Source organism: Kribbella flavida DSM 17836 (genome assembly GCF_000024345.1).
GTDB classification, from domain to species: domain Bacteria; phylum Actinomycetota; class Actinomycetes; order Propionibacteriales; family Kribbellaceae; genus Kribbella; species Kribbella flavida.
The window spans coordinates 3,558,550-3,571,518 of record NC_013729.1 but is presented as its reverse complement, the minus strand read 5'-3'; the positions used below and the strand labels follow the sequence as shown (position 1 = coordinate 3,571,518).

Genomic DNA, 12,969 nt, shown 5'->3' with positions numbered 1-12,969 from the left:
CCCGCCCGGAGAACCGGCGCCCACTCCTCATTCAGGAGCGGGCGCCGGTTGCTTCTTCCGGCGATCGAGTCGCCCCGGTCCGCCCTGTTCGGGGGGCCGCCTCATCCGTGCGGCCGACCACAGCATCAGGGCAGCGAAGAACGCGCCGATGAGCCCGCAGGCAGCCGCGATCCCGGCCAGCGACACCAGAGCGCCGAAGCCGGTCATCGCCACCGGCATCAGGGCCTCGTCCGACAAGCTCACGATGCTGCTCGTCCGCCCCAGGTAGCCCGGGTCGACGGTCCGCTGGAAGACCGCCGACAGCTGCGCCGAGGCAAGCCCCGCGGTGAAGCCGATCACGCCCATCGCCACGAACACGCCGGCCCGCGGCACCAGTCCGATCGCCGCACATCCGGCGGCCTGGAAGATCAACGCGAGCAGACCGGTCCGGGCCGGGTTCGACGGCTTCCAGCGCATCGCAAGGACCGCGCCGGCCGCCGCCAGCAGGCCCGAGCACGCCTGGAAGAGCCCGAGTGAACCGGCACCCCACCCTGCCCACGAGGTCCGCTGCACCAGCCCGACTGCCAGGACCGGACCGACGCACAGATTGAGCCCGGAGAGCGCGATCACCAGGGTCCGCGCCGGCAGATCTCGGCGCAGATAAGCGAAGCCCGCTCGCAGATCCGCCCGGACCGACGCTCCCCCGGACGACACCTGTGGCAGGCGCGGGCGCACGATCCAGACCAGCGCGATGGCGATCACCGCGAACGACGCCGCGTTCACGAGCATCACGGCCGCCAGCCCGCCGTGGGCGACCAGCAGACCACCCAGTGGGGCGCCGACGAAGACCGCCAGCCGGTTCGCCAGTTGCGTCCCGGCGGCGAGCTTCACCAGGTCGTCACCGCGCACCATGCGCCGCGGCATCGTTCCGGCCGCCGGCGTGTAGATCGCGTCGACCACACCGAAAACCGCCGCGACCGTGAGCAACAACGGAACCGACACCCCGGCCAGGCCGACGACGGCTGCCGCGACCGCGAGCACGAGGATCCGCCCGAGATTGGCCAGGATCATCGTCCGGCGCGCGTCGAGCCGATCGGCCAGCGCGCCGCCCCACAACAGCACCAGCGCCCGCGGCAGCGCGCCGATGCCCATCACCAGCCCCACCCCGGCGGGTGTCGTGACCTGCGCGGCGCTCCACGCCAGCCCGACGTACCAGGCGACGTCGCCGGCCTGCGAAACCCCGGCCGAAAGAATCCAGCCCTGCACCCGTCTGTCCCGGGCCAGAGGCGGAAAAACCACCTCCGGCGCGGTCGCGGTCATGGCCGGGCCGGGACGGCGTGGGCGAAGACGAAAACAGGCTCCGCCCCCGCGCCGTCGGACGGCGCATCGGCGTACTCCTGGACCAGGGCGCGGATCCGCTCGCCGAGCTCCTCCAGGCGTTCGGGGGTGAGTGTGACCCAACTCTCGGACGAGAACGCGGCCCGGATCCAGCTCTCGTCGTACTCCGGCCGCAACCCGAACCACTGCCGCACTTTGGTCGCGTGATGAGCCAGATTCGCCTCCTCGGCCGTCTCCGCGACCAGTTCGCCGGCCGGATCACCACCGGCGTCCGCGAACGACCACGTGTACGACGCCTTGGCGCTGCGCCACCACCGCTCCCGCCGGGTCCGGGCCAGCTCCGGCGCTTCCTCGATGACGCCTGCCGCGGCCAGCACTTTCAGGTGGTGACTGACGTTCCCGACCAGTTCGCCGGTCGCCTCGGCCAGGCGCGACGCGGTGGCCGGGCCGTTGACGCCGAGCAGGTCGATCAGCCGGCGACGCAGCGGATGGTGAATGGCGGCGATCACGGAGGCATCGGCGGTTCGGCGGTTGGCAGGACTCATATCCAGCATGCTAATTACCACAAGAGCTCTTGTGCAAGGGATCTTGTGAAGTGATTTTTGAGCGTGAATCAAAGTCGAGCCGAGCGCTAGACATGTCTGCATGGTGAGATTGCATCTCGCGATGCAGGATTGGGAGTTGATTTGTCAGCCGCCTGCGCTGATCGTTGTGGGCATGCTCGCTGCCCTGACCACCCACCTCGTAGGTCGCATTCACGTCGACCTCGGGCGGATGCGCAGCGCCATCTGTTGTCCTTCGACGTTCTGACAGCCACCCCGCCGGGCCGGTCACGGCCCCCTGATCACCTGATCACCGCTGGGTGCGCACCGCGCAGACCGGATCGAACCGACGACGCTTCGAGCCCCCATCGCGGCCGCACCTGTCTGTAGAGACAAGGACACGCCCCCAGATGACTGGCGTCACCTCCGCACCCCGTAAGCCGGCCCGCCCCCGCAAAGGCAAGGGCGAAGGACAGTGGGCGCTCGGCTACCGCGAGCCGTTGAACAAGAACGAGGAGAACAAGAAGAACGACGACGGCCTGAACGTCCGGGCCCGGATCGAGAACGTCTACGCGCACCGGGGCTTCGACTCGATCGACCCCGCCGACCTGCGCGGCCGGTTCCGCTGGTGGGGTCTCTACACCCAGCGCAAGCCCGGCATCGACGGCGGCCGGACCGCGACGCTGGAGCCGGAGGAGCTGGACGACAAGTACTTCATGCTCCGGGTCCGGATCGAGGGCGGCCAGCTCAGCACCGAGCAGCTGCGGGTGATCGCCGAGGTGTCCAGCACCTACGCGCGCGACACCGCCGACATCACCGACCGGCAGAACATCCAGCTGCACTGGATCCGGGTCGAGGACGTGCCGGCCATCTGGCAGAAGCTGGAGGCGGTCGGTCTCTACACCACCGAGGCCTGCGGCGACGTGCCCCGGGTGATCATCTCCAGCCCGGTGGCCGGCATCGCCGCCGACGAGATCATCGACCCGACGCCGGCGGTCGAGCAGATCGTCGAGAAGTACATCGGCAGCACCGAGTTCTCCAACCTGCCGCGCAAGTTCAAGACCGCGATGACCGGCCACCCGTCGCACGACGTGGTGCCGGAGGTGAACGACGTCTCCTTCGTCGGCGTGGTGCACCCCGAGCACGGACCGGGCTTCGACCTGTGGGTCGGCGGCGGCCTGTCCACCACCCCGATGCTGGCCCAGCGGGTCGGCGCGTGGATCCCGCTCGAGGAGGTGCACCTGGCCTGGAAGGGCGTGGTCAGCATCTTCCGCGACTACGGGTACCGCCGGCTGCGCAACCGCGCCCGGCTGAAGTACCTGGTCGCCGACTGGGGCATGGACAAGTTCCGCCAGGTGCTGGAGGACGAGTACCTGCACCGCAAGCTGATCGACGGCCCGGCGCCCGAAGTGCCCGCCGTCCAGGGTGACCACGTGGGCGTGCACCGGCAGAAGGACGGCCGGTACTACGTGGGCGTCGCGCCGGTGGTCGGCCGGGTGTCCGGCGCGCTGCTGGCGAAGGTGGCCGACGTGGTCGCCGCGCACGGCTCGGACCGGATCCGGACCACCGTGCAGCAGAAGCTGATCGTGCTCGACGTCGAGGAGTCGAAGGTCGAGTCGCTGGTCGAGCAGCTCGGCGCACTCGGCTTCCAGGCTCGGCCGTCGGCGTGGCGGCGCAACACGATGGCCTGCACCGGGATCGAGTTCTGCAAGCTGGCGATCGTCGAGACCAAGGCCCGCGCGGCCCAGCTGATCGACGAGCTGGAGGAGCGCATCCCCGACCTCGACGTACCGATCACCGTGAACGTGAACGGGTGCCCGAACTCGTGCGCCCGGATCCAGGTCGCCGACATCGGCCTCAAGGGCCAGCTCGTCCTCGGGGCCGACGGCACGCAGGTGCCCGGCTACCAGGTCCACCTCGGCGGCGGCCTCGGCCTGGACGCCGGCTTCGGCCGCAAGCTGCGCGGCCACAAGGTCACCGCGGAGGGACTCACCGACTACATCGAGCGCGTCACCCAAAACTACCTGAAGGAACGGTCCGACGGCGAGCGCTTCGCCCAGTGGGTCGTCCGTGCGGACGAGGAGGCACTGCAGTGAGCGAGCGGGCTGCACCTCTGTACTGCCCCTACTGCGGGGACGAGGACCTCCGTCCGTCGGAGGAAGGGCACGGCGCCTGGGAGTGCCGGCCGTGCGCACGGGTGTTCCAGCTGAAGATGATCGGACTGCGGGTGAGGGTGGAATGAGTACTGACTTGAAGACGCTCGCCGAGGAGGCGAACGAGCAACTCGCCGGCGCGTCGGCGCTGGAGGTGCTGGCCTGGGCCCGCGAGACCTTCGGCGACGAGCTCGTGGTGACCGCCTCGATGGCCGACGGCGCTCTCCCTCACCTGGCGGCACAGGCGGCGCCCGGGGTCGACGTGCTGTTCCTGGACACCGGCTACCACTTCGCCGAGACGATCGGCACCCGGGACGCGGTCGCCGCGACGCTGCCGATCAACCTGATCAACGCGACGCCGAAGCAGACCGTCGCCGAGCAGGACGCGGAGTACGGCAAGGACCTGTTCGCCCGCGACCCGGACACGTGCTGCGCGCTGCGCAAGGTGGAGCCGCTGAACCGGGTGCTGTCCGGCTACAAGGCCTGGGTGACCGGCGTACGCCGGGAAGAGGCGCCGACCCGCGCGAACACCCAGCTGGTCGAGTACGACGCCAAGCGGGACATGGTGAAGCTGAACCCGATCGCGCCCTGGACCCAGGCCGACCTCGACGGCTACATCGCCGACAACGGCGTCCTGGTCAACCTGCTGCAGTACGACGGCTACCCGTCCATCGGCTGCAAGCCGTGCACCCGCCAGGTCGCCCCCGGCGAAGACCCCCGCAGCGGCCGCTGGGCCGGCCAGGGCAAGATCGAATGCGGACTCCACGTATGACGGCTGTACTGATGGCCGGGCCTCCGGCGCCGGCGTGGTCATGGGGCTCACCTCCCGGCCTTCCCTCGTCGCTCAGTCGCTTCGCTCCATCACTCCTCAGTCCAGGCCGGGAGGCCCCATGACCGCCACAACTTTGCCCTCGGCAACGACACTGGTGCCGGCAGCATCTCCTGTGACCGAGCTGGATGCTCTGGAGAGCGAGTCCGTCTTCGTGTTTCGTGAGGTGGCGGCGGAGTTCGAGCGGCCGGTGATCTTGTTCTCCGGTGGCAAGGACTCGATCGTGATGCTGCACCTGGCGCGGAAGGCGTTCGCGCCCGGGGCGGTCCCGTTCAGCTTGCTGCACGTGGACACCGGGCACAACTTCCCCGAGGTGCTGGCCTACCGCGACGCGACCGTCGAGGCGCTCGGGCTGCGGCTGGAGGTCGCCAGCGTGGAGGACTACCTGGCCGACGGCCGGCTGCGCGAGCGCTCCGACGGCACCCGCAACCCGCTGCAGACCGTTCCGTTGCTGGACGCCATCAACACCCACCGGTTCGACGCCGTGTTCGGCGGCGGCCGACGCGACGAAGAGCGCGCCCGGGCCAAGGAACGGATCTTCAGCCTGCGCGACGAGTTCGGCCAGTGGGACCCCCGCAACCAACGCCCCGAGCTCTGGTCGCTCTACAACGGCAAACACAAACCCGGCGAACACGTCCGGGTGTTCCCACTGTCCAACTGGACCGAGCTCGACGTCTGGAACTACATCGCCCGCGAGAGCATCGAACTCCCGAGCATCTACTACGCCCACCAGCGCGACGTGTTCGAGCGCGACGGCATGCTGCTGGCCGTCGGCCCCTACTCCCAACCACGAGACGGCGAGACCGTCGAGCGCCGCGTGGTCCGGTACCGCACGGTCGGCGACATGTCCTGCACCGGCGCCGTCGCCAGTACGGCGGCCTCGCCGGCCGAGGTGGTCGTCGAGGTCGCCGCCAGCGAGCTGACCGAGCGTGGCGCCACGCGCGCCGACGACCGGGTCAGCGAAGCCGCGATGGAAGACCGTAAGCGAGAGGGGTACTTCTGATGAGCACCGCCGAGAACACTCTCGCCCAGCACGCCGACGCTGCCGAGACCGGTCACGCCAAGGCTGATCTGGAGCAGCTGGCGCAGCGCCAGCTGCTGCGGCTGGCCACCGCGGGCTCCGTCGACGACGGCAAGTCCACCCTGGTCGGCCGGCTGCTGCACGACTGCAAAGCGATCCTGGCCGACCAGATCGCCCACGTGCAGACCGTCACAGCATCACGAGGGGGAGCCCGCGGCACTGGGGGCGACTTCGACTTCGCCCTGCTCACCGACGGCCTACGCGCCGAACGCGAACAAGGCATCACCATCGACGTCGCCTACCGCTACTTCGCCACCGACAAACGCTCCTTCATCCTCGCCGACTGCCCCGGCCACGTGCAATACACCCGCAACACCGTCACCGGCGCCTCCACCGCCGACGTCGTCATCATCCTCGTCGACGCCCGCCACGGAGTCCTCGAACAAACCCGCCGCCACCTCGCCGTCGCCGGCCTCCTGCGCGTGCCCCACGTCGTCCTCGCAGTCAACAAGATCGACCTCGTCGGCTACGACCAGGCCGTCTTCAAAGGCATCACCAAAGACGTCACCCAACTGGCCGACCAGCTCGGCATCACCGACATCCAAGCCATCCCGGTCTCGGCCCTGATCGGCGACAACGTAGTGGACCGCTCCCCCGCCACCTCCTGGTACACCGGCCCCACACTGCTGGAATTCCTGGAGAACGCTTCCGGGCGATCCGACCTGTCCGCGCAGCCGCTGCGATTCCCCGTCCAATACGTCATCCGGCCACAGACCAACGACCAGTACCGCGACTACCGCGGCTACACCGGCACCGTCGCCTCCGGCACCATCACCGTCGGCGACCCGGTGATCGTGCTGCCGGCCGGCCGGCGCACGACTGTCGCCGGCATCGACCGAGCGATCGTCACCCCGACCAGCACGGCCGTCGCCGAACGACCCTCCGCAGTCGCCGGCGAAGCCATCACCGTCCGGCTGACCGACGACCTCGACGTCGCCCGCGGCTCGGTCATCGTCGCCGCCGACTCCTCCCCCGGCACCCGCCGCGAGTTGTCGGCCACCGTGTGCTGGCTGTCCGACCGCCCGCTGACCGTGGGCGCCCGGCTGCTGATCAAGCACACCACCACCACCGCTCAGGCCATCGTCACCAAGATCAACGGCGCACTGGACCTGAACACGCTCGGAGTCATCGACGCCGCCGGGCTCGACCTGAACGACATCGGCAAGGTGCAGCTCAAGATCGCCGCCCCGCTGGCCGCCGACCCGTACTCCAGCAACATCATCACCGGATCGTTCCTGCTGATCGACGCCCACGACGGGTGGACGCTCGCGGCCGGCATGATCGACGACGAAGAAGGGGAACTGCTGTGACTGCTCCAGCTCTCGTGGTCCTCGCCCACGGCAGCCGCGATCCGCGCTCGGCCGCCACCGTGCACGCACTCGTCAGCTGCCTGCGCGAGATGCGCGACGACCTGCGGATCGAAGCCTCCTTCCTCGACCACTGCCCGCCCACGCCGTACCAGGTGATCGGCAAGCTCGAAGCCGAGGGCGTGGAGGAGATCGTCGTGCTGCCGCTGCTGCTGTCGTCGGCCTTCCACGCCCGGGTCGACATCCCGGCCGTGGTGGACGAGGCGCGCGGCCGGTTCCCGCAGCTGCGCATCATCGCCTCCGACGTGCTCGGGTACGACGACTCGCTGCTGGACGTGCTCGACCGGCGGATGCGGGCCGAGCTCAAGGACGGCCGGGTCCGGGAGCTGGACGCGCTGGTGCTCGCCTGCGCCGGGTCCAGCGACTCGCAGGCGAACGCGGCCGTCGCCCGGCTCGCGCGGCTGTGGGGTCAGCGGCACAAGCTGCCCGTCACCGCGGCGTTCACCACCGCGGCGTCGCCGAGCCCGGCCGAGGCCGTCCTGCAGTGGCGGCTGGAAGGTCGCCGGCACGTTGCCGTCGGCTCCTTCTTCCTGGCGCCCGGCGTGCTGCCGGACCGGGCCGAGACGACCGCCCGCAAGGCCGGGGCGGTCGCGGTCTCCCGTCCGCTCGGCGTGAGCGCCGAGGTGGCCCGCCTGGTCCTGCTGCGCTACGGCGTCGCCGGGCTCGACCTGCTCACGCTGGCCGCGCCGACGCCTCGCCCGCAGCTGGTCCGCACCGCCTGACCTCGGCTGCACCAACTCGCAGCCAACCCCGCACGTGCTCGCCAGCTTCTGGGAGATTCGGTTCGGGCATGCCCCGGCGCGGCTCCACCACTCACCAACCCTCGCCGGCAGCGGCTCTCTCCGGCCCAACGTGCGCAGCGCCGACGGCGCTGCGCACGTTGGTGAGTGCTGCAGGTTCAGTTGGCGTAGCGCCGGGGGTCGAGGAACGCGGTGTCGCAGTAGGTCTTCTCCCCCAGCGTCAGTTGGGCGAGCAGTTCGCCCAGGCCGCCGGCGTGCTTGAAGCCGTGGCCGGAGTCTCCGCCCGCGACCACCAGTCGGCCGCCGTCGTCCGGGCGCCCGATCAGGAACTGGCCGTCCGGCGAGTCGGTCACCATGCACGGCATCAGCTTCACCGGCACCGGGTCGAGGCCGGGGAACCCCTCGCTCACCGCAGCCGCGATCTCCTCCACGTCGTCACGGGGATGGATGTACCGGTCGACCTCGTCCGCGTCCTGCACCGGCGTACCGGCGACGCGGCCGTCGTACTCGAGGCCGAGCTTCACCCCGAAGCCGTCGCCGGAGCCGTGGCCCCAGAACCCGGCTCCGGTCGGCCGTTGCCAGATGAACGACGGAAAGCGCTCCAGTGTGAACTCGGCCGAGGCCGGATCCCGCGGCTGGAACCAGTACAGCGGCGTCCGCCGAGGCGCCAGCGGCAACCCGGGAACCAGCTTTCCCAGCCACGCCCCGGCCGCCACGACCACCTGCTGCGCCCGGATCTCGACCGTGGGCGTCCGCACCAGCACCCCGTCACGCTCGATCTCCACCGAGGTCACGAATGTGTGCTCGAAGACCTGCGCCCCGAGCCGGCGCGCCGCGGCAACCTGGGACTGCACGATCGGCTCCGGGTAGCAGATCCCGGCGCCCGGGTCCCACACCCCGACATCGTCCGGCCCGAGCCCGGCGTACTGCGGCTGGCGCGCGACCAGCTCGGCATGATCCAGCTCCACGACCGGTATGCCCGCGGCCGCCGCGGCCTCGCGCGTGCCGACGACCGGGACACTGCCGGGTGGACCGGCGTTCAAGGAACCGGTCTGCTCGACGAGGACCTGTCCGGTGTCGGCGCCCAGCGTGTTCCACAGCTCGAGCGACTTCTGGGCGATGGGCGGCAGCCCCGGATGCTCCATGCACGCGATCCGGAACAACCGGGTGGTCCCGTGCGACGAGCCGAACGCGTGCCCGACCGCCTGCCGCTCGATCCCAACGACGTCGGCGCCGCGAGCGGCCAGCCGCCAGAGCGTCGCCGAACCGAACGCGCCCAGTCCGACGACAACGACGTCCGTGCGCAGTGTCTCCATCTCATCCCCAGGACAGTGAGTCGAGCAGGCGGTAGAAGACGAGACGCCGCTGATCGGGCGCGTCCAGACCGTACGCGGCGTGGAACGACGCCGGGTCCAGGTCCCACTCGTCGCCCAGCTGGGCCGTCGTGAGCGCCAGGTCGGCGTACCGGTCGGCGAGCCCGAGCCGGCCGACGTCGATGAAGCCGGTGATCTCGAGGGTGCCGGGATCGAGCAGCACGTTCGGCAGGCAGGGATCGCCGTGGCAGACCACCAGGTCGTGGGCCGCCTGCGCGTCGGCGTACGGGCGGTCGGCCTGGATCTGCGCGAGCAGGTCCTCGGGGCGCTCGCGCCGCCACTCGTCGGTGAGGAAGTCGGGGTTGACGGCACCGCGGCGTACGACGTCCGTCGCCTGCGCGACCACCTCGGCCAGCGGGCGGGTGAACGGGCAGTCCGCGAGCTCGTGCAGTCCCCGCAGTGCCTCGGCCAGGACCTCGACCGCCTTCAGCCTCGACGACGGCGGCAGGTCGACGGCGGCGATGCCCGGAACGGCCGTCGTGAGCAGGCACGCGCCGTCGTCGGTCTCGATCCAGTCGGCGACCTCGGCGCCGGGGATGCCGGTACCGCTCAGCCAGACGACCCGGTCACGCTCGGCCCGGAGCTCCTCGATGCCCCGCAGCGCGGCGCACTTCGCGTACACGGCGCCGTCGCCGCGCCGGAACACCTCGGTGTCCGACTCGCCGGAACCAGCCGGCTCCCAGGTCCCCTTCGGCAGCACCACAGGCATCCCCACCGGTCAGGTCGTCGCGAGGCGGGCCTTCTCGGCCTGCACGTCGAAGTCGGCCGCCGGCCACTGCGGGTCCAGGTCACGCAGCGTCTCCAGCAGCAACGTGGTGACGGCCCAGTTGCGGTACCACTTCCGGTCGCTCGGGATGACGAACCAGGGTGCCGCCGGGCCGTTGCACTGCTCCAGCGCCGCCTCGTACGCCTCCGCGTACGCCGGCCAGTGCCGGCGCTCGTCGATGTCGCCCGGGTTGTACTTCCAGTGCTTGGTCCCGTCGTCGAGGCGAGCGGCGAGCCGCTCCTTCTGCTCCTCGGGCGAGATGTGCAGGAAGCACTTCAGCAGCGTGATGCCACTCGCGGCCAGCTCGGCCTCGAACTCGTTGATCTGCTCGTAGCGCCGGTTCCAGACCGGCGGGGCGACCAGGTTGCGCACCCGGGCGATCAGCACGTCCTCGTAGTGCGACCGGTCGAAGATGCCGATCATGCCCGGACCGGGCAGCGCCTGCCGGATCCGCCAGAGGAACCCGCGCCGCTTCTCGGCCGGCGTCGGCGCCTTGAAGGAGGTGATCCGCAGCCCCTGCGGGTCCATCAGGCCGGCGCCGTGCCGGATCACGCCGCCCTTGCCGGAGGTGTCCATACCCTGCAGCACCAGCAGCACCGACCGGTCGCCACCCTTGCGCCCTTCGGCGAACAGCCGCTCCTGCCAGTCGGACACCTCGGCCCCGAGCTGCTCCAGCGCGACCTTGCCGTCGTCCTTGGTGCCCTCGAAACCGGTTGTCGCGCGCGTGTCGTACTTGCTCAGGTCCACCGCACCGGCCGGCACCCGCAGCGCGTCCAGCAACCTGGCCTGCGGCTCGCTTCCGTCAGCCCTGTTCTTCACCATGACGCCATCCTGCCCCATCCTCACCACCGTTTCGGCGAGGACAGGGCAGGGGCGTCAGGTGCTTACCAGGTCAGCGGGTGGTGACGGCGCTGCCGAGGTCCCAGCTGATCGGGGTCGAGTACAGCGAGAACCGGTAGTCGCGGACCTTGCTGTAGCGGTAGGCCATGGTGACCTCACCCTTGCTGTTGGTCCACACGCCACCCTTCAGCGTCTGCCACGTCGAGGAACCGCGCTCCCGGAACTGGAACACGCCCGCGGCGGACCGCTTGAAGTAGCTGTTCGTGCTCACCGAGTACAGCAGCGAAGTGCCCTTCAGCGTGACGACGTCGCCGGTGCGGGCGGACGAGATCCAGGCGCCGGCGGCCAGCTTGACCGTGACCGGGAGGTTGTTCTGGGTGTGCTCGCTGCCGTCGGCGTTGATGCTGCCGACGCCCTTCCAGACCATGCTGCCGATCGGGTGCTCGGCCGGCACCTCCCAGCGGCCGTTGCCGAACGGGTCGGTCGGGTGCCACAGGATGCCGTTGACCTCACCCTGGCTGGGGTGGTTGAGGACCCAGCCGGACGTGTTGCCGCTGACGGCGCAAGTGCCGGTGCGCTTGCCGTACAGCGTCAGCATCGGCCGGCCGACGGCGACCCGCCACGGCAGCGACAGCGTGCAGGTACCTGCGGCTGCGGCCTTGCTGACCGGGCCGTCCAGGGTCGGCGGCATGACCGGGCCCGGACGGGCGGCAGCGGCCGACAGCGGCGCTGCCGCGGCCAGCCCGATGACCGCCAGGGCAGCGGTCAGGGTACGACGGATCATTGATGTGCTCCTTGCGTCGAACATGATCGGCGCTGGGACCCCCCTCAGCACCTGGTGACGGGCGGAGCCTATGCGGTCGCAGGGTCTCGGCCGGTACTCGTTCACCCCCGAACGCTTGGATTGCAGCTGGCTGCAAACCTGTCCTGTCAGCGGACGGGTGCGTCCATGCCGGCGTGCGCCAGCGCGATCAGCCGGGACAACGCGCGCAGGTACTTCTTGCGGTAGCCGCCTTTCAGCATCTCCGGCGGGAACAGGCGGTCGAGCGAGATGCCGCTGTGCAGCAGGGGCAAGTCGCGGTCGTACATCCGGTCGGCGAGCACAACCAGCCGCAGCGCGATGTTCTCGTCGGTCAGCTCCCTGACGTCGGTGATGCCGACGGCTTGCACGCCGTCCAGGAACGCGCCGTACTTGCTGGGGTGCAGCTCGCCGAGATGGCGGTACAGGTCCACGAAGTGGTCGCAGGAGGCGTCCGGGCGGTCGGCGGCCGCTCGCTCGACGGCGTCGTCGGTCCAGGGCTCCGGCGCGACCGGCAGACCCCGGTGACGGTAGTCGGGGCCGTCGATCCGGCGTACGTCGAAGTGGCCGGCCAGGCCCTGGATCTCCCGCAGGAAGTCGATCGCCTGGAACCGGCCTTCGCCGAGTTTGTCGGGCAGCGTGTTCGAGGTGGCGGCGAGCTGCACCCCGGCCTCGACCAGCTGACGCAGCAGCCGCGAGATCAGCACCGTGTCCCCGGGATCGTCGAGCTCGAACTCGTCGATGCAGATCAACCGGTACGCCGAGAGCGCGTCGACCGCCGAGCGCATCCCGAGCGCGCCGACCAGGTTCGTCAGCTCCACGAACGTGCAGTACATCTTCGGGCCGCTGGACACGTGCCACAGCGACGCGAGCAGGTGGGTCTTGCCGACGCCGAAGCCGCCGTCCAGGTAGATGCCCGGCTTGAGGGTCTCGGCCGGTGGCTTCCGCCGCCACCAGGAACGCTGCCGGCGCGGTTCGGCGAGCACCCGGCCGCGCTCGACGAGCACTGCGAGGGCGTCGGCCTGGCTCGGCTCGGCGGGATCGGGCCGGTAGGTCTCGAACCGCACCGGCGCGAACCGCGGTGGTGGGACGCACTCCGACAGCAGCCGGTCCGGACTCACCTCCGGCCGCCGCTCGACCAAACGGATCGGCATGCGGTCAA

General features: G+C 70.4%; 12 protein-coding genes. 5 read left to right on the top strand and 7 right to left on the bottom strand.

Going from position 1 to position 12,969, the window contains the following annotated elements:
* Nucleotides 1–27 precede the first annotated feature (27 nt).
* On the bottom strand, nt 28–1,299 hold the full coding sequence (locus KFLA_RS16500; RefSeq protein ID WP_012920946.1) for an MFS transporter: 1,272 nt from the start codon (nt 1,297–1,299) through the stop codon (nt 28–30).
* A complete protein-coding gene (locus KFLA_RS16495; RefSeq protein ID WP_041289357.1) occupies nt 1,296–1,862 on the bottom strand; it encodes an ArsR/SmtB family transcription factor in 567 nt (188 codons plus the stop codon). Before KFLA_RS16495 ends, KFLA_RS16500 begins: the two co-directional genes overlap by 4 nt.
* A 407-nt stretch (nt 1,863–2,269) precedes the next feature.
* Between KFLA_RS16495 and KFLA_RS16490 the strand changes: the two genes are divergently transcribed.
* The 5 genes from KFLA_RS16490 (at nt 2,270) to KFLA_RS16470 (ending at nt 8,011) form a co-directional block, all read left to right on the top strand.
* Nucleotides 2,270–3,955, top strand: coding sequence for a nitrite/sulfite reductase (locus KFLA_RS16490; RefSeq protein ID WP_012920944.1), 1,686 nt, complete (start codon nt 2,270–2,272; stop codon nt 3,953–3,955).
* A gap of 142 nt (nt 3,956–4,097) precedes the next feature.
* On the top strand, nt 4,098–4,784 hold the full coding sequence (locus KFLA_RS16485) for a phosphoadenylyl-sulfate reductase (RefSeq protein ID WP_012920942.1): 687 nt from the start codon (nt 4,098–4,100) through the stop codon (nt 4,782–4,784).
* Nucleotides 4,785–4,902: 118 nt separating this feature from the next.
* On the top strand, nt 4,903–5,844 hold the full coding sequence (cysD, locus tag KFLA_RS16480; protein ID WP_012920941.1) for a sulfate adenylyltransferase subunit CysD: 942 nt from the start codon (nt 4,903–4,905) through the stop codon (nt 5,842–5,844).
* On the top strand, nt 5,844–7,232 hold the full coding sequence (locus KFLA_RS16475; RefSeq protein ID WP_012920940.1) for a sulfate adenylyltransferase subunit 1: 1,389 nt from the start codon (nt 5,844–5,846) through the stop codon (nt 7,230–7,232). The genes cysD and KFLA_RS16475 overlap by 1 nt, the downstream gene beginning before the upstream one ends.
* Nucleotides 7,229–8,011 carry a sirohydrochlorin chelatase gene (locus KFLA_RS16470; RefSeq protein ID WP_012920939.1) on the top strand — a complete coding sequence of 261 codons (783 nt, stop codon included), beginning with the start codon at nt 7,229–7,231 and terminating at the stop codon, nt 8,009–8,011. The genes KFLA_RS16475 and KFLA_RS16470 overlap by 4 nt, the downstream gene beginning before the upstream one ends.
* 176 nt (nt 8,012–8,187) lie before the next feature.
* Here the strand turns inward: KFLA_RS16470 and solA are convergent, their stop codons facing one another.
* From solA to zapE, 5 genes are all read right to left on the bottom strand, one after another.
* Nucleotides 8,188–9,345 carry an N-methyl-L-tryptophan oxidase gene (gene solA / locus KFLA_RS16465; RefSeq protein WP_012920938.1) on the bottom strand — a complete coding sequence of 386 codons (1,158 nt, stop codon included), beginning with the start codon at nt 9,343–9,345 and terminating at the stop codon, nt 8,188–8,190.
* A 1-nt stretch (nt 9,346) separates the two neighbouring features.
* Nucleotides 9,347–10,111, bottom strand: coding sequence for an aminoglycoside 3'-phosphotransferase (locus tag KFLA_RS16460; protein WP_012920937.1), 765 nt, complete (start codon nt 10,109–10,111; stop codon nt 9,347–9,349).
* 9 nt (nt 10,112–10,120) lie between these two features.
* Nucleotides 10,121–10,990 (bottom strand): PPK2 family polyphosphate kinase, encoded by an 870-nt coding sequence (locus KFLA_RS16455; RefSeq protein ID WP_012920936.1) that lies wholly within the window; start codon nt 10,988–10,990, stop codon nt 10,121–10,123.
* 70 nt (nt 10,991–11,060) lie between these two features.
* Nucleotides 11,061–11,792, bottom strand: a complete 732-nt coding sequence (locus KFLA_RS16450; protein WP_012920935.1) for a hypothetical protein — start codon at nt 11,790–11,792, stop codon at nt 11,061–11,063.
* A 146-nt stretch (nt 11,793–11,938) separates the two neighbouring features.
* Complete coding sequence (gene zapE / locus KFLA_RS16445) at nt 11,939–12,961, bottom strand: cell division protein ZapE (protein WP_148256656.1); 1,023 nt, start codon at nt 12,959–12,961, stop codon at nt 11,939–11,941.
* Nucleotides 12,962–12,969: the final 8 nt, after the last annotated feature.

Bases quoted from the DNA above. Each gene is read 5' to 3' on its own strand.
- KFLA_RS16475 (WP_012920940.1), top strand. From the start codon at position 5,844: ATGAGCACCGCCGAGAACACTCTCGCCCAGCACGCCGACGCTGCCGAG.
- cysD (WP_012920941.1), top strand. From the start codon at position 4,903: ATGACCGCCACAACTTTGCCCTCGGCAACGACACTGGTGCCGGCAGCA.
- KFLA_RS16485 (WP_012920942.1), top strand. From the start codon at position 4,098: ATGAGTACTGACTTGAAGACGCTCGCCGAGGAGGCGAACGAGCAACTC.
- solA (WP_012920938.1), bottom strand. From the start codon at position 9,345: ATGGAGACACTGCGCACGGACGTCGTTGTCGTCGGACTGGGCGCGTTC.
- KFLA_RS16460 (WP_012920937.1), bottom strand. From the start codon at position 10,111: ATGCCTGTGGTGCTGCCGAAGGGGACCTGGGAGCCGGCTGGTTCCGGC.
- KFLA_RS16495 (WP_041289357.1), bottom strand. From the start codon at position 1,862: ATGAGTCCTGCCAACCGCCGAACCGCCGATGCCTCCGTGATCGCCGCC.
- KFLA_RS16500 (WP_012920946.1), bottom strand. From the start codon at position 1,299: ATGACCGCGACCGCGCCGGAGGTGGTTTTTCCGCCTCTGGCCCGGGAC.
- KFLA_RS16490 (WP_012920944.1), top strand. From the start codon at position 2,270: ATGACTGGCGTCACCTCCGCACCCCGTAAGCCGGCCCGCCCCCGCAAA.
- KFLA_RS16450 (WP_012920935.1), bottom strand. From the start codon at position 11,792: ATGATCCGTCGTACCCTGACCGCTGCCCTGGCGGTCATCGGGCTGGCC.
- KFLA_RS16455 (WP_012920936.1), bottom strand. From the start codon at position 10,990: ATGGTGAAGAACAGGGCTGACGGAAGCGAGCCGCAGGCCAGGTTGCTG.
- zapE (WP_148256656.1), bottom strand. From the start codon at position 12,961: ATGCCGATCCGTTTGGTCGAGCGGCGGCCGGAGGTGAGTCCGGACCGG.